The following is a 16,958-nucleotide window of genomic DNA, read 5'->3' on the forward strand; positions in this document are numbered from 1 at the left end:
TTTTTTAACTCATAATAATGAAAAAGGTGTTTAAGATGAGCCGAATCAATCCTCAGCTTCCTCCAAGGAATCGTATTGGAGCAAACAAGCTACCCAAATTTCCGCAAAAGAAGAAAAAAAGTGCTTTTAAAACTTTTCTGAAATTATTATTAGTTGTAATTATTATGGCCTTTTTGCTTGTTGCTGGATATCTAGGTTGGTTGGCGCTTAAAGTGGATGACACTATTCTTGATACGGGTAATCATCAGAAAGTGGCCCCTGAAGCATCTGCCAAAGTTAAGCCCATTACAATGCTTCTGCTTGGAACGGATTATCGTCCTAAGACAGGAACTCACCTGACAGATGTAATGATGGTGGCTGCCTTTAATCCTGACACTAAATCAGCTACGGTTGTTTCCATTCCGCGTGATACACGAATTGAATTGGATGGGTATAAGGTGAGGAAAGCGAATGCCTATTACCCAGCTTTTCTGGAAGCTGAGAAAAAGACTGGCATTACGGCCCAGGATGAAATGAAGAATATGTTCACTAAATATATGGATTTAATGGATCATCCCATTGATTATGTTACGGTTATTAATTTCCAAGGTTTCTCTGATGTCGTTGATGCATTGGGTGGTGTGGATGTTAATATCAGTATGGATATGTGTTATATAGACAACGCAGATGGGACAGATATTAATCTTAAAAAAGGCCCTGCAGAATTAAATGGTGAAGATGCACTTGGTTATGTGCGCTATCGCCATTCTGGGGCTGGCTGTAAACCTAGGACGAAAGAATCTGACGATTTCAGTCGGAATCAACGTCAGAACGAAGTTCTACATTCATTAATTGATCAGATGCAGACCTTCAGTGGTGCGGCTAAGTTTGGTAAAGTACTTGATGCTGTAGATGAGAATATGGAAACAGACATTGAGTCTGCCCAATTAAAGAACATTATTGCAACGTACTGGAATATATCTAAAGATAATGTAAAATTTGTTCCTGTAACAGGGGATTGGAAGAGCCCTTACGTCTATATTAATGATGACGAATTGGACGCAGCCAAACAGAAATTACAAGATGAGATCGCAGGTAAGGCTGTGGAAGAATTAAATCAAGATACGAATAATACGAATCCGTAAACTTGGATGCAATATTTATCCTATGGTATAATACAATGGAATATAATGAATTGAAGCGTATAGGAGGCTGGCTCAATGTCCGGATCCGTCACACAGATGACAGAAACTTTGTTAACGCAGTTGCAATCGGAGACGTTTGTTTTGTTAAGTACAGTTGATGCAGAGACCGGAGGACCTACTTCTAGTGCGATTTCATGGATTTATGCATTAAATGCTGCTACGTTACGTATAGCGATTGATCATCGATCTCGGTTAGTTGAGAACATTAAGAACAATCCTTTAGTAACCATTACTGTATTTGGGGATGGGACGGTACATGCTATTAATGGAAGAGCTGCTATAGCTTTAGATCCGTTGCCAGAAGTCCCCTTTAAGTTGTGCTGTTTTGACATCAGCATAGAAGCAGTGCGAAACGCGTTGTTTTATGGCGCACAACTTTCTTCTGCCCCTCAATACATTAAGACATATGACCAGCGTGCTTCAGATAAGTTGGATGGTCAAGTTTTCTCTGCCATGCAAAAAGCCTAGTGATTATTCACTAGGCTTTTTTTTAATATAAGAGATAATATATTTCTTATATGTTCCTTTTCGATTTACTTGTTCGTTTGTGAAGTCGGTTTAGAGCCTTTTGTGTCTTTTGTGGAAGGGGCATTTTGTTGAGTTTTGACGTCTTCAGGAAGCTGAGGGACGATTCGACCCATAATGTCTGCAAGTTCGGAAGCAAAACCAGATATTGGGCGGCCCGCCTTAACATGTTTTCCAATTTCGGCAATCCGAGTGGATAGATCCATATCAGCTGTTACTAATGATTTCATGCCTCGGGGATCATTCCGAAGTGTTTCAGCCACGGAATATTTAATGGTACCAACTCGTGAGCGAGTTAAGTTACCTTCTACATCGATACCGACAACAGCGGTGTTTCCAATGACAACACAATTTGCTTTTGTAACACCTGGTACTCTTTCAGCTAAAGCCTCTAAGTGATCTTTGACAGATAGATCCTTGTTGACATCCGTATTATTGGATTTAACGGATTGCGTATTCATTTGTTGATTCTGAGGAGAGGGTGATGCATTTTTAGTAGCTGTTCCACAACTTGTCAAGAGAGACATGGTTAACAGAAAGCATAGACATAATCGCATATGTCATCCGTCCTTTCACGGAATTAGTCATTGCTGAATCTTTAATACGTACCCTTATATTGTCCTGGACGGACAAATTTATGTATCCATAATAAATGCGCTTTGGAGGGGTTACGATGAAGGAGATTTACGTATTGGATACTAATGTGCTACTACACGATCCCAATTCAATCTTTACCTTTGATGAACACCAAGTCATTATTCCTGCTGTTGTTCTAGAAGAGATAGATTCCAAAAAGCGTAATGCAGATGAAATCGGACGAAATGCACGTACGGTGTCAAGGTTACTGGATGGACTAAGAGAGCATGGTCATTTGCACAGTGGTGTTAAACTTGAAAACGGTGGAAGTCTGAAGGTAGAACTTAATCATCGAAGTTTTCTTAAGGTACAAGAAATGTTTGGAGAAATAAATAATGACAATCGAATCCTTGCAGTTGCTCTTAACTATCACTTAGAGGAAGAACAGAATCCCGAACCTTCATCCGTTGTAATTGTAAGTAAGGATGTATTAGTTCGAATCAAGGCAGATGTTCTCGGACTAAATACGCAGGATTATCTTACGGATCGAACCGCAAGTCCAAGTGAGCTGTACACAGGATATTCTACGATTAAAGTCCATCCCTCCATTATTGATGAATTCTATACCTATCGTTTTCTACCCATCAATACGCTTCAGCTATCGTATCCTTTATATCCACATGAATTTGTCATTCTAAAAGATGAAATGGGTACAGGGAAATCAGCATTACTTAAAGTGAATGCTGATTCTACTCGACTTGAACCACTTTTTCTAAGCAATGAACCGGTATGGGGATTAAGTGCACGTAACGCTCAACAACGTATGGCTTTAGAATTGCTCTTAAATGATGATATTCCTTTAGTAACCATCACAGGAAAGGCGGGAACAGGCAAGACACTCGTTGCTCTAGCAGCTGGTCTTTCTAAGGTGGAGGATGAACATAAATATAAGAAACTACTCATTGCGCGTCCAGTTGTGCCAATGGGGAAAGATATCGGGTACCTTCCTGGCGAGAAGGAAGAGAAGTTGAGACCATGGATGCAGCCGATCTACGATAATTTAGAGTTTCTATTTGAGACGAAACGTTCAGGAGATATTGATAAAATCTTAATGGGCTTAGGTAGTATTCAAGTAGAGGCACTAACTTATATACGAGGAAGATCCATACCTGCACAATATATCATTATAGATGAAGCACAGAACCTATCTAGACATGAGGTAAAGACGATTGTTTCTCGCGCAGGTGAGGGAAGTAAAGTTATACTCATGGGCGATCCAGAACAGATAGATCATCCTTATCTAGATGCATCTAGTAACGGCTTGAGTTATATTGTGGAACGATTTAAGGAAGAACAGATTAGTGGTCACATTACGTTAGAAAAGGGTGAACGTTCCAAATTAGCCCAACTAGCAGCTGATTTATTATAAAGGTATTTCCCAAGAAATAATTGGGATATTTTGAACTTGTCACTGGGATGCGGTGCGATTCTAAGTAGAAATGTTCTGAATCAATAAAGGCGAATATCCATTCTATTTGAATGGGGTATTCGCCTTCGTCGTGTGCTTTCTATTTTCCGCTATAAGGATTCCGTTGGATGGTATATTAAATAATTTTCTAAATATTTCCTAAATAAAGGAAGGACAAACATACTACTTATTTGTTAGAATAGGTGCAACTGGGTAAGAGAGGAGATGGAAATCGACAAATGAAAAGGAAGAATTATTGGATACTATTTGCGATTCTACTTCTTTCCTTAACGAGTTTATCTCCAACCTCAGATTTTACTCAGACCAATTCAAAAAATAATAACACCAATACAACCAGTCTCCTGTCTGTGGATTCACCTAATCAAGACAAGAGCGATCAGATATTGAAAATCTCAGTACAGTTGAGTACGAACGAATTCAATAAACTTGAAATACTGAATAAACGTTTTATCCAAAAGACGGGTATACAAGTCGATCTTTCCAACAATCCTAGCGAAAGTGAATATGATGAGAGTTCTATTTCTAAATCTTTGGCTATGGGAGAAGGATCAGATGTTCTATTAATGGAGAGTGATTGGATTAAGGGATTAGCGACTAAAGGTTATTTATTACCCGTTGAATCGTATCTGAAAAGTTCCCCTGGAGGCAGTGTATTACGTTCGTTACTTCCCTTAGTAGAATGGAATGGATATCAATGGGGAATACCATTTGATATGAATCCTAATGTTTTGGTATGGCAACCCAAGGCTTTAGTTGAGATGGAGATAACGGATCCCCCAAGTACAGATGAAGCCTGGGATATTTTATTGAGTAAGCAATTGCAAAGAAAGGGAAAGACTCTACTTGCAATTGATTCGGACGAGCCTTACGCATTGGCTGCATTGATCGGTGGGATGGGGGGGGATATCTTACACCCAGAAGACCATTATTTGAAATGGATTGAACAGTCACTTCCACTTATGAAACTTGTGAATAGTAATAATAAGCAAGAAGTGTTACAGCTTGTCCAAAAAGGCGAAATACCATTGTATCTTACTGAATATTCAGAAACGACATCGTTGAGGAAGGATGGTCTATCGGTAACAATACCAGGTTACTTTTATAGCGAATCACCATCTTTTCTGCGTAGTAGATCATTTGGTGTATCTTCTCAATCTTTATTACCAGAGCAGTCCTCAGAATGGATTGCTTATATGACATCATATGATATTCAGCAGGAATGGTTATATGCTACATATCGTTTACCTTCTTTGAGTGCCATTTATGAAAATTATACAAATGAATCGTTAGACACTCAAATAAAATTAGACTTATTGAATAAGTTAAATAATGGGGATGTAGTGTATGAGCAATTGACAAACAAGGCGCGGACTGATTTGTCCATGCGAGTTAATCAACTGCTCACAGGTCAACTAACAGTTAACCAATTTAAGTTGGAAATAAAAAGTCTAGGCATCGAAATAGACAAATTAGATGAGGGTAATAGTTCTAAGAGTTAGAGTTACATAGACAACTCTAGTGTGACATGAAGAAGGTTCTTAGAAGTCTTTACATCCGTTGCTTTTACAAACGATATTAGTTTTTGTGGATAGAAACCAAGGTCAAATTCTTCTTCAAGAGCGCGACGGGTTGTATCAGGTAACTCAAGATTGTTAAATACTAATTTGGTTACATGAAACATAATTCCATTCTTAGGTTCGTTTACAATGCTATACTTGCCTTCTACTGTTATTGCTAGATTGCCACTTTGCCCTGAGGCAGAGATAAGATCCTCGTCAAAGCGAAAGGAAAATTCATTAAATAGTTCATCCTTAGAACGTAAGAATGTATTTAGTTGATCTTCTGTAATATCAATAGAATACTTTGAACCCTTGGCTCGGATGATCCCTTTAGTGTTCTGAACAAATTCAGGTAAGTCCTTCATTGCTGAAGCTAATGCTCTGAAATGGCGCTTCACTTCGTATAATCCCACGTTCTCCCAATATACAGAAAACTCATTCATCATTTGCTGCATAGCCTCTGGGTCGCTACTTGTTTCAAGACTTCCCTCTATGGATTCTTGAAGAACGATGACTCGTTCTCTTTGATTCATAAGATTACGTTTCATCTCCTCTAATTCATCAGCATTCCGGCTTATTTTCTGTTGTGTTGTTTGTATGTTTGCATACTCGGTTTGATATGTATTTAGAACATCTTGATCATGATTCATAATCAGTTCATAATAACCATAGATCGTCATGAACCCACTTATATTCTTGATGGAGAGAAGAGCCGAGTATAAGAAATCTCTTTCACCCATGTAATATGAACGAACAATCGCTCCAGCACGATCTTGCTTATCCTTTATTTGACTACGCTTTTGAATAAGCTCTATTTCTAATTGTTCCTGCTCTTGCTTCATGGCTGCTTGGCGTTTACTGATGCGCTCTATTTCAGAGTCGATTTCTACAATGGACAGACTCTTCTCAAGCAGTTGACGAGTTCCTTCGTCTAGGGGCACTGTAGGTTCTGCGAAGATCGTCTCGGTAGGACGGATTGAAGAAAAAAATAATAAGGATAATAACATGTACAAGATTGTGAAATGGTGTTTTGATCCCTTCAAGAGTGTTTCCCCTCCTTATGTCACTGGTAACTATATGTATATGTCATCTATTTTAGTTATTATAACTTGTATTTTAACAGAGTCTAGTATTCTTAGAAGTTAAAAACATCAAAAAACGACCTTTTGTCCTTTAGTTGGACTGAAAAGGTCGTTTCGTTTAACTAGGTTTAAAATTAGACTGGCATATCCATGACAAATACGGTCCAGTAACTGAATCCTGTAAATGTCACAATCATGTAGGCCCAAAAGAGAAGAATATACGTTCTCTCGGTAAATTTCAAATAGCCTAATATGACAAAGAAGGCGGTCTGTAGAAAAAATAACAAAGCCATTTCAGTTAAACCACCAGCAAAAGCCATAAGTCCGATTGCTAGTGTGAAAAAGCCCAGAACTCTAAACATACGTCCCATTGTTCATATCCCCTTCCCTATGTACACGCTAACAGTATATATGCTCTATTATAGCGGTTACGGAAATATGTGTAAATAATGAAAACGTAAATATTTTCAAATTTGTGACTAATGTTATAGAAATATATTATGTTCTTTTACGAATATTCTGAATGAATTCTGATTGCTTGTGTATGACAGTGCGATAAATTGGAAATACAAAATAGTATCAAATAGATTCTATGAACTCTATGAGAGGCATAGATATGAATTAAGCAGCTTTTATACCTCATTCATTTCCGGGTTACCCGGTTAAGAAGATGGTTATTTTAGGACGTTGTTAGGAGGGTTCGGTTGCATGACAGCCGTAAGACAGGATGCATGGAGTGTTGATGATGATCTTATTTTGGCAGAAGTAACATTGCGCCATATTCGCGATGGTGGTACACAGTTGTCAGCATTTGAAGAAGTCGGTGAAAAAATCGGAAGAACCTCTGCAGCATGTGGATTTCGCTGGAATAGTTGTGTTCGTAAAAAGTATGATGAAGCAATTAGTATTGCTAAAGCTCAACGTCAGAAACGAAGTTACTACAAGAAACAGCCTTCTGGAGTTGGACTACAGGTTGCAAGTTTAATGAAGGTCGAAGAGGATAGCAATTACTACAAGGTTGAAGGTATAAGTGAAGAAACATTGTCTATGGAGGCAGTAATACGCTTCTTAAGACAGTGGAAGGGAACCGTTCAGGAGAATAGCAGACAGTTAAAAATGCTTGAAAAGGAACTGCGTGAGAAGGATGAAGAAGTAGACCAGCTACGACTCATTAATGAAAGATTGTCTAAGCAAGTTAATGAGGTTCAAACGGACTACCGTGTTGTGAATGATGATTACAAGGCTTTGATTCAAATTATGGATCGTGCAAGACGATTAGCCTTTTTAAATGAAGAAGAGGAAGAAAGTAAGTCGAGATTCAAAATGGATGCGAACGGAAATCTAGAACGTATCGATTAGTATAAACAATTGTCATCAATAAACCCGTACAGAGCGTCTTCACTGCGCTGTGCGGGTTTATTTGTGGTCCATTACATAACGATTAGGATATAATAGATCGCAACGAGCACAACGTGAAATGAGGATGAACACATGATGACAATTGATATTATTGGTGGAGGTTCATTAGGACTACTCTATGGTGGAAAACTAGCATCTACCGGCATTAAGGTGCGCATATGGTGCCGAAGCCAAGAACAAGCTCTATGTATAAGGAATAACGGGCTAATTCTGACTAGCAATGAGGGAGAGAAAGCTGCACATATAACGTCCCATGTAGATGCCGACGTGATAGACAATTTCTTAGATACATGGAGGGAGAGTCCTGCCGATTGGATATTTCTTATGACAAAGCAAAAAGATGTGGAGAATATAGGTGTACACTTCCTTGCAAAATTGGACGGAGATAGAATGATCGATACCAAAGGAATGGTTTGTTTTCAAAATGGAACGGGACATATAAAGTTGTTACAATCATTATTACCTAAATGGCATATCTATTCAGCTATTACAACGGAAGGTGCAAGGAGATTATCTCATCATAAAGTATTTCACGCAGGTAGTGGTGTAACTACTATTGGTCTGAACTCACATGAGGATGTACTACAAAAGAAGAATGTAAGCGACAGTGGGAAAAATTTGGTAAATAAACTAAGAAAAGCAGGATTTGAGTGTGATTTGTCGAATGAAATAAATAAGCAGATTTATCGCAAATTATTAATAAATGCGATCATTAATCCTTTGACTGCTCTGTGGAGGGTCCAGAATGGAGAGTTATTGACAACCTCAACAAGAGTACAGATGATGAGGGACCTTTTCTTAGAAGCCATCACAATATATGAATCGTGTGGCATTTACCTCGAAAATTATATGTGGGAGCAAATTGTAAATGTATGTTTGAGTACTTCAGCTAATACATCATCTATGTTAAAGGACATCCTTGATGGTGTTCCAACGGAAGTGAAATGGATTAATGGAAGTATCGTAGCCATGGCGGAAGAGAATGGATTAACTGCTCAATACCATCGTTCCGTGGTTCAGTTAATAGAAGGAATTAGTGCAAAGGAGGAGTGAAGGTGGACCTGCTACGTAATTCTTTTATCGTTTTTAGCATTCTCCCGTTTATTCCATTCGTAGTAGTATATTTTACGTATTGGAAGTGGAAAAATAATAAACGCAATGCCTTACTAATAGCAATGGATATTACGACTGTGTTTCTGATTGTATCTGTTTCCGCTTTATTTAATAATACATTTAATAATAAGTTTGGATTTTATTTAATTCTACTATTGTTATTAATTGCAGTAGGGATGATAGGAGGAGCGCAGAATCGGATTAAAGGAAAGGTAGATATCACCAGAATGGTTCGTGCTGTTTGGAGAATGGCGTTCGTAATTATGACATGTATCTATCTTTTATTTACATTTATTGGTTTATTTAGGTCTATATTGAATTCAATGTAATATAATATGACATATTTGATGTAAAATTCAGTAAAATATAATGATTTTTCTGAAAAAATCATCATTTCGAGGATTGTTTTGTGGATTTTTTTTAGCACTGGTTGTATAATCAATAACTATAATCATTAAACTAAATTATTTTTAGGGGGAAACACCAGATGAGAAAGAAACGTTGGCTAAGTATGCTAACTCTAATCTTACTTGTTAGTACTGTACTCGCAGCTTGCAGCAGTAACAACAATAAAGAAGAGGGCGCATCAAACACATCTACGGAAAAAGCACCGGTAGAAGCAAAAGATCAAGTACTTCATATTAACATGGCTTCAGAACCGCCGACTTTTGATCCTGGACAAGCTCAAGATAGTCAAGCTAACACAGCTCTTAAGTTGATGTATGAAGGACTAGTAAGAGTTGATGAGACAGGTAAAGAAGTTCCAGCTGCTGCAGAATCATGGGAGATCTCTCCAGATGGATTGCAATATATCTTTAAACTTCGTAAAGATGCAGTATGGAGTAATGGTGATCCTGTAACTGCCAAAGATTTCGTATTTGCTTGGCAACGTGTTCTTGATCCAGCTACAACCCCAGCTCCTCCATATGCTTATCAACTAGGTTACATCAAGAACGCAACAGCGTTCAATGCAAAAGAAATCACTGATTTCTCTCAAGTAGGCGTTAAAGCTACAGATGATTATACATTAGAAGTCACATTGAATGATCCTACACCTTATTTCTTAGGTCTGACTTCATTCTACACATTCTTCCCAGTTCATAATTCTGTGAAGGATAACGCAGCTTGGGCTACAGATGTTAAGTCTATGATTACAAATGGTGCTTACACATTGACTAATTGGACTACAGGACAAAAACTTGAATTCACTAAGAACGACAAGTATTGGGATAATGCAAGTATCAAATTAAGCAAAATTGAAGCATCTCTTGTAAACAGTGGTGCATCTGAATTATCAAGCTATAAGAGTGGACAACTCGATTACGCTGGTAAACCGAACGGTTCGATTCCTTCTGATTCTATTCCAAGTGTGAAGAAAGATTTGCCAAATGAATTCGCTGTAAAAGGTGTTGCGAGTACTTATTACTATGAATTTAACGTAACAGCTAAACCATTTGACAATGCTAAAATCCGTAAGGCGTTCGCAATGTCCATTAACCGTCAGGATGTTGTTGAGAAAGTAACGCTTGGAGGAGAACTTCCTGCATTTGGTTATGTACCACCGGGTATTAAAGGTAAAGAAGATGAGTTCCGTAACGAATTTAAAGATAATTATTTCGAAGAAAATATAGAAGAGGCTAAGAAATTACTTGCAGAAGGTATGGCTGAAGAAGGTTATACCACTCTTCCTGAAGTTACTTTGATTTATAACACAGATGAAAATCACAAGAAAATTGCTTTGGCAATTGCTGATATGTGGAAAAACAATCTTGGCGTAGAAGTTAAAACGGAAAGCCTTGAGTGGGGAGTTTTCTTAGAAACTCGTCAAAACTTGAACTATCAAGTAGCTCGTGCTGCTTGGTCAGCTGACTACAATGATCCAATGACCTTTATCGACATGTGGAAAACAGCTGGTGGTAACAATGATTCAGGATTCGCAAATGCATCCTATGATCAATTAGTTAATGATGCATTGAAATCACAAGATAACAGTGTGCGTATGGAAAAAATGTCAGCAGCAGAAAAAATTCTAATTCAAGATGAACAAGTTCTAATGCCGATTTACTATTACACCAACGTATCACTTACTAAAGAAAATGTTAAAGGAATTAATATCGATTACAGTGGTGCAATTGACTTTTCACGTGCTTACTTCGAGTAAGGTAAACATTTGAAGTTGAATAGTTAATTCGGGATGTATATATGGATTCCACATATACATCCCGAATTTTTTATGTAAATTTGATCATTCCAAGGATTTCAATTTTATGCAAATAAAGTGAATAGATTTATTCCTTGTTATATATTAAAATTACTTATTATTATATTATTTGGATTTTTATACGGAGGTGAATGGAATGGTTCGTTATGTTATCAATAAGTTTATGTATATGCTTCTCTCTCTACTAATATTGATATCCGCAACATTCGTTCTAATGCAAGCCATTCCGGGCGATCCTTTTCAGGCTGAGAAGAAGGTATCAGTCGAAATGAAGGCACGTCTGATGGAACAATACGGGTTGGACAAACCATTGTATCAACAGTACTTTAAGTACTTGGGTGATATTGTGACTGGCGATTTCGGAATATCCATGAAGAAGTTAAATCAGGATGTTACCAAAATTATCGGAGATACGTTCCAGGCATCATTGAAACTAGGAGCAGTAGCCATCGTCGTAGCGGTGATTATTGGAGTACTTCTAGGTATGCTTGCTGCATTATATCATCGAAAACTGATCGATAATGTGGCCATGATACTCGCTGTACTTGGGATGGCAGTACCGAGCTTTGTTCTAGCTTCGTTACTGCAGTATTACTTGGCTGAAAAGGCAGGTTGGTTTAACGTAATAGGTTTTGATAAACCGTTAGACTATGTCCTCCCTGTTATGGCACTTGCAGCGCAACCGATTGCATTTATTGCTCGCCTTACAAGATCGAGCATGCTTGAAGTTCTACATGCCGACTACATCAAGACAGCAAAGGCTAAGGGGCTGAACTGGTTTACAATCATGTTTAAGCATGTTATTCGTAACGGAATATTGCCTGTTGTGACTTATGTAGGTCCTATGACTGCTAATATTATTACAGGATCTGTTGTTATTGAACAAATCTTTGGTATTGGTGGAATAGGGAAAGTATTCGTTGAATCAATCACGAACCGTGACTATACGATGATCATGGGTGTAACTATTTTTTATGGTGTCATATTGATGTTAGCGAGATTTATAACAGACATCGCATACGTAATGATTGATCCACGCATTAAACTTAGCGGTGGAAAGGAGAGCTAACTGTTGGATATGAATAATACGAAAGTACCATCAGAAAATGTTGTATTGACGCCGGAAGATTTCCGTAAGATAGGTACCGATGAGAAACAGTCTGAAGTTATTCAACGTGAGAGCATTTCAGCAATGAGAGATGCTTGGCAACGACTGTGTCAGAATAAAATGGCGATGACAGCACTTAGTATTTTGTTTCTAATTGTTATCATGTCTATTATTGGCCCACATCTTACCGAATTTAACTACCGAACTAATGACTTGATTAATACCAACCAGCCTCCATCTTCTTTACATTGGTTCGGTACGGATGAATTAGGTCGAGATATGTTTGTACGTACATGGTCAGGTGCGAGAATTTCGCTTATTGTTGGCTTAGCAGCTGCCCTGATTGACCTTTTTATTGGTGTTATATACGGTGGTACTATGGGCTTCTTCGGAGGACGTATCGATGAAATTATGAATAAATTCTCCGAGATTCTATATTCAATTCCTTATATGCTCGTTACGATTCTATTGTTAGTTGTTCTTGAACCAAGTTTAGGAACTATAATTATAGCGTTGACGATTACAGGTTGGATTAATATGTCTTGGATTGTACGTGGTGAGATGATTCAGTTGAAGAATAGAGAATTCGTATTGGCTTCTCGCTCTATGGGTGCAAGTTCTCCACGTCTTATATTCCGTCATCTTCTTCCAAATGCGGTTGGACCCATTATTGTTACTTTGACTCTATCCGTACCGAGTGCTATTTTCTCAGAAGCTTTTTTAAGTTTCTTGGGTCTTGGTGTACAAGCACCTGTAGCTTCTCTAGGTTCGATGATTAATGATGCTCTTACAGGATGGATGTATTATCCTTGGCGCATGCTTTTCCCAGCTATTCTGATCAGTTTGATCATGCTTTGTTTTAATATTTTCGGTGATGGTCTACGCGATGCACTGGATCCAAAATTAAAGAAATAGGAGGTGGCACCATGGAACCGATTTTACAAGTAAAAGACTTACACGTATCCTTTCATGTAAAAGGCGGAGAAGTTCAGGCTGTTCGCGGCATGAACTTCGAGATTGGTGAGGGTGAGACGGTAGCAATCGTCGGAGAATCTGGTAGTGGTAAAAGCGTTACCGCTCAGACAATCATGCGCCTTATTCCTTCGCCGCCTTCACGTATTAAAAAGGGTGAAATCATCTTCAAAGGTGAGAACCTATTGAAGAAGTCTAATAAACAAATGGAAGCCATTCGTGGTAAAGATATAGGTATGATATTTCAGGATCCGATGTCTTCTCTGAACCCTACTATTAGAGTCGGTAAACAGATTACGGAAGTCATGATTAAGCATCAGAACATGTCCAAGAGTGAAGCTAAGATAAAAGGGATTGAAATGCTGAAACTCGTAGGTATTAAAAATGCTGAAGCACGTTTCAATCAGTACCCACATGAATTCTCAGGTGGTATGCGTCAGCGTGTCATGATTGCAATCGCATTAGCATGCCGTCCTTCACTTCTAATTGCTGATGAACCTACAACGGCTCTGGACGTTACCATTCAAGCACAAATTCTTGATGTTATGAAAGAAATTCAGGAACGTCTTGGAACATCGATTATTCTGATTACGCATGACCTTGGCGTAGTTGCCGGCATGTGTGACAAAGTTATCGTTATGTATGCAGGAGAAGTGGTAGAGACAGGAACTGTAATGGAAATATTTAAGAATCCTCAACATCCGTATACTAAGGGATTGTTACGTTCTATGCCAAGATTGGATCAGAAGAAAGGTGAACCATTGATTCCAATCATTGGAACGCCTCCAGATCTTATCAAGCCACCATTGGGCTGTCCGTTCTGTGCCCGTTGTGATGAAGCAATGAAGATCTGTGAAAGTGTTGACCCAGCAGCAACTGTATTTAGTGAGTCACACATGGCACGCTGTTGGAATTTGCATCCTATGGCTCGGGAGGGACAATCATCATGAGTCAACCTTTAATTCAAGTTAATGGCTTGAAAAAGTATTTTAATGTAGGCAAAGGCAGCGTGCTTAAAGCTGTTGATGATATCAATTTCTCTATTCGTCAAGGCGAAACGTTAGGTATGGTTGGAGAGTCTGGTTGTGGTAAGTCTACAGCAGGTCGTACGATTCTTCGATTATATGAACCTACAGCAGGTAGTGTTAACTTTGGTGGTACTGATATTTATAAACTTCCTCCTAATAAGATGAAGGCGATGCGTCGCGATATGCAGATGATATTTCAGGATCCATATGCTTCACTTAACCCTCGTTTTACGGTATCTGATATTATTGGAGAAGCATTCGATATCCATAAGTTAACGGATAGCCGTAAAGAGCGTAAGAAGAAGATCGAAGAACTACTTGATATGGTTGGTCTAAATCCAGATCATGCTACTCGATATCCACATGAATTCTCCGGAGGACAACGTCAGCGTATCGGAATCGCCCGTGCACTTGCAGTTGATCCGAAGTTTATTATATGTGATGAACCTATCTCGGCACTTGACGTTTCAATTCAGGCACAGATTGTAAATCTACTTAAAGATCTACAAGATCGTATGGGCTTAACCTATTTGTTTATAGCACATGATCTATCTATGGTTAAGCATATTAGTGATCGTGTAGCTGTAATGTATCTAGGAAAAATGGTTGAATTGGCTGACAGTGAAGAGCTGTATAGCAATCCTATTCACCCGTATACGAAGACATTATTGTCTGCTATTCCGATCCCTGATCCGGAGATTGAAGCTAATAAGAAACGTATTATTATGCCAGAAGATCATGACGGACCCATTCACTCTGCAAAAGGATCAAGCGAAAGTGGCAAATTTAACTTGGCTGATTCTAAATTGGTTGAAGTATCTAAGGGTCATTGGGTGGCAACACCTTACGCCTAATGATAGTAAGTTGTATATGATTAAGCCGCCGGCGAAACCGGCGGTCTTTTTTTATGATTAATAACTGGTTATGAACTTTCTTTGACTGATAACAGCATATTAGTTACAATCAAGAAAGAATTTAAGATATAATTCATGGACTTGTTTATAGTGTAAGAATAGGAGGCATACCCGATGAAAGTTGTTTCTGAGCCTCTACAAAGTGGCTCGACTCTGGCAGATGATTATATTCATCATTACGAAAAAGTACTTCCCTTATATGGAGAAGATTATCACTTCGATCAGACTTGGACGGATCGAGCACGGTGGTTAGATGATACAGAAGATGGACGGGTAAACCGCCATGCTCTGGTACAAATATTGAAAGAATATAATGAGAAGCATAATTCTCATGATGCAGTACATACGTCCCTATATATGTTGGAGAAACCCGGAACGCTAGTTGTAACGGGTGGACAACAAAGTGGATTGTTTGTTGGTTCTATGCTTCTTGTATACAAGGCAATTACAATTATTCAAGCCGCGAAAGACGCGGAGAAACGCTTGAATAGACCTGTAGTGCCTGTATTCTGGATAGCTGGTGAAGATCATGACTGGGATGAAGTCAATCATACTTACTTGCTCTCAGGGGATCCACAGCAGGTAAGTAAGCTAAAGATGAATAAATATGCGTCTGTACGTTCATCTGTTAGCTATACCGCTGTATCTTCTGATGAATGGGATAAAGTGATACGCTCGTTCTCAGATACGTTACCAGACAGCGATGTAAAGGCTGACATTCTAGCTCGAATTCAACAAGCGAGTCTTACATCTGATAATTTAAGTGATGCGTTTGCTAAATTATTAGGTGATATGTTTGGAAAGTATGGTCTAGTGTTATTGGATTCAGCAGATCGTAGATTACGTGCGTTAGAATCAACTGTTTTTGAATCTATGATTGAACATAATGATGATCTGGGTCGTGCTTATCGTGCTTCAGCTGATCAGATCACATCATTAGGTTATGAATTGCAGGCAGATGTTGCTGATGATGGTGCTAATTTATTTTATCTTCATGAAGGAAATAGACTTCTTTTAGTGAAACAAGACGGTAAGTTTATGGATCGTAAAGGTTTAGTATCATTCACGAAGGAACAACTGTTAGATATGTTGAAGACATATCCAGACAAATTCAGTAATAATGTATTGACTCGTCCAATTATGCAGGATTCTGTGTTACCAGTTCTTGCATGCGTACTTGGGCAAGGAGAACTGGCATATTGGGCGATTACACGTCAAGCTTTTGAAGTGTTGAATAAGAAAATGCCTATATTGTTACCTCGGATGTCTTTCACCCTTCTAGAAGGTACACAACAGAAATATATGGAGAAGTATGAACTTACATTTCAAGATGTACAGTATCGCTTGCAAGAGCGACGTGAGCAATGGTTATCGGAACAAGACACAATACAGATTGATCAATTGTTCATGGAGACACGGCAAGCTTTTGAACAGATGTATATGCCATTAATTGAACAACTTAGCACGCTTCAGACAGGCTTATATACTTTAGGTCAGAATAATAAAGCGAAAATCAATGAACAGATCTCTTTTCTAGAACAGAAAGCTAAGGATGCTCTAGAACTCCAACATGAGGCAACGCTACGTCAATGGGATCGAATAGGAACCTCACTTTTTCCAATGGGTAAACCACAGGAGAGAGTATTGAATGTATATCATTATTTTAATCGTTATGGGATGTTTTTGATTGAAGATTTATTAGAAGTTGCAAGTCATTATTCAGAGGAACATCGAATTATTCTAATGTAGTCAATTATAAGGAGGATCA

Annotated in this window: 16 protein-coding genes; 13 read left to right on the forward strand and 3 right to left on the reverse strand. The window is 38.4% G+C overall.

Annotation, left to right across the window (positions count from 1 at the left end; all coding sequences use genetic code 11):
* Window positions 1–35: 35 nt before the first annotated feature.
* Both AC1D69_RS00515 and AC1D69_RS00520 read left to right on the forward strand, forming a co-directional pair.
* Window positions 36–1,124, forward strand: a complete 1,089-nt coding sequence (locus tag AC1D69_RS00515) for an LCP family protein (protein ID WP_495454717.1) — start codon at window positions 36–38, stop codon at window positions 1,122–1,124.
* Between the two features lie 75 nt (window positions 1,125–1,199).
* Window positions 1,200–1,652, forward strand: a complete 453-nt coding sequence (locus AC1D69_RS00520; protein WP_495454206.1) for a pyridoxamine 5'-phosphate oxidase family protein — start codon at window positions 1,200–1,202, stop codon at window positions 1,650–1,652.
* Window positions 1,653–1,717: 65 nt separating this feature from the next.
* Here the strand turns inward: AC1D69_RS00520 and AC1D69_RS00525 are convergent, their stop codons facing one another.
* Window positions 1,718–2,236: a YhcN/YlaJ family sporulation lipoprotein gene (locus AC1D69_RS00525; protein WP_495454207.1), complete on the reverse strand. Its 519-nt coding sequence runs from the start codon at window positions 2,234–2,236 to the stop codon at window positions 1,718–1,720.
* Between the two features lie 146 nt (window positions 2,237–2,382).
* Here AC1D69_RS00525 and AC1D69_RS00530 point away from each other — a divergent pair, with 146 nt between their 5' ends.
* Entirely contained in the window at window positions 2,383–3,714 is a 1,332-nt protein-coding gene (locus AC1D69_RS00530; RefSeq protein WP_495454208.1) for a PhoH family protein, read from the forward strand.
* 278 nt (window positions 3,715–3,992) lie between these two features.
* Window positions 3,993–5,273, forward strand: a complete 1,281-nt coding sequence (locus AC1D69_RS00535; RefSeq protein ID WP_495454209.1) for an extracellular solute-binding protein — start codon at window positions 3,993–3,995, stop codon at window positions 5,271–5,273.
* A gap of 2 nt (window positions 5,274–5,275) precedes the next feature.
* Here AC1D69_RS00535 and AC1D69_RS00540 read toward each other — a convergent pair whose 3' ends face one another.
* Window positions 5,276–6,376, reverse strand: a complete 1,101-nt coding sequence (locus tag AC1D69_RS00540) for a coiled-coil domain-containing protein (protein ID WP_495454210.1) — start codon at window positions 6,374–6,376, stop codon at window positions 5,276–5,278.
* Window positions 6,377–6,549: 173 nt separating this feature from the next.
* Window positions 6,550–6,786 carry a DUF2626 family protein gene (locus AC1D69_RS00545; protein ID WP_495454211.1) on the reverse strand — a complete coding sequence of 79 codons (237 nt, stop codon included), beginning with the start codon at window positions 6,784–6,786 and terminating at the stop codon, window positions 6,550–6,552.
* A 337-nt stretch (window positions 6,787–7,123) separates the two neighbouring features.
* Between AC1D69_RS00545 and AC1D69_RS00550 the strand changes: the two genes are divergently transcribed.
* The 9 genes from AC1D69_RS00550 to bshC all read left to right on the forward strand — a co-directional run bounded on the left by AC1D69_RS00550 (window position 7,124) and on the right by bshC (window position 16,939).
* Complete coding sequence (locus AC1D69_RS00550; RefSeq protein ID WP_495454212.1) at window positions 7,124–7,774, forward strand: RsfA family transcriptional regulator; 651 nt, start codon at window positions 7,124–7,126, stop codon at window positions 7,772–7,774.
* A gap of 132 nt (window positions 7,775–7,906) precedes the next feature.
* Window positions 7,907–8,887: a ketopantoate reductase family protein gene (locus AC1D69_RS00555; RefSeq protein WP_495454213.1), complete on the forward strand. Its 981-nt coding sequence runs from the start codon at window positions 7,907–7,909 to the stop codon at window positions 8,885–8,887.
* Between the two features lie 2 nt (window positions 8,888–8,889).
* A complete protein-coding gene (locus tag AC1D69_RS00560; RefSeq protein WP_495454214.1) occupies window positions 8,890–9,276 on the forward strand; it encodes a DUF3397 domain-containing protein in 387 nt (128 codons plus the stop codon).
* Between the two features lie 158 nt (window positions 9,277–9,434).
* Window positions 9,435–11,108 carry a peptide ABC transporter substrate-binding protein gene (locus AC1D69_RS00565; RefSeq protein ID WP_495454215.1) on the forward strand — a complete coding sequence of 558 codons (1,674 nt, stop codon included), beginning with the start codon at window positions 9,435–9,437 and terminating at the stop codon, window positions 11,106–11,108.
* A gap of 196 nt (window positions 11,109–11,304) precedes the next feature.
* Window positions 11,305–12,237 carry an ABC transporter permease gene (locus AC1D69_RS00570; protein ID WP_495454216.1) on the forward strand — a complete coding sequence of 311 codons (933 nt, stop codon included), beginning with the start codon at window positions 11,305–11,307 and terminating at the stop codon, window positions 12,235–12,237.
* A gap of 9 nt (window positions 12,238–12,246) precedes the next feature.
* Window positions 12,247–13,191, forward strand: a complete 945-nt coding sequence (locus AC1D69_RS00575) for an ABC transporter permease (RefSeq protein WP_495454718.1) — start codon at window positions 12,247–12,249, stop codon at window positions 13,189–13,191.
* Window positions 13,192–13,202: 11 nt separating this feature from the next.
* Entirely contained in the window at window positions 13,203–14,198 is a 996-nt protein-coding gene (locus tag AC1D69_RS00580) for an ABC transporter ATP-binding protein (RefSeq protein WP_495454217.1), read from the forward strand.
* Window positions 14,195–15,130 carry an ABC transporter ATP-binding protein gene (locus tag AC1D69_RS00585; protein WP_495454218.1) on the forward strand — a complete coding sequence of 312 codons (936 nt, stop codon included), beginning with the start codon at window positions 14,195–14,197 and terminating at the stop codon, window positions 15,128–15,130. The genes AC1D69_RS00580 and AC1D69_RS00585 overlap by 4 nt, the downstream gene beginning before the upstream one ends.
* 174 nt (window positions 15,131–15,304) lie before the next feature.
* The gene (gene bshC / locus AC1D69_RS00590) at window positions 15,305–16,939 is read left to right on the forward strand and encodes a bacillithiol biosynthesis cysteine-adding enzyme BshC (RefSeq protein ID WP_495454219.1); all 1,635 of its coding nucleotides are present in this window, start codon (window positions 15,305–15,307) and stop codon (window positions 16,937–16,939) included.
* Window positions 16,940–16,958: the final 19 nt, after the last annotated feature.

This window comes from Paenibacillus sp. Y301, assembly GCF_059445505.1.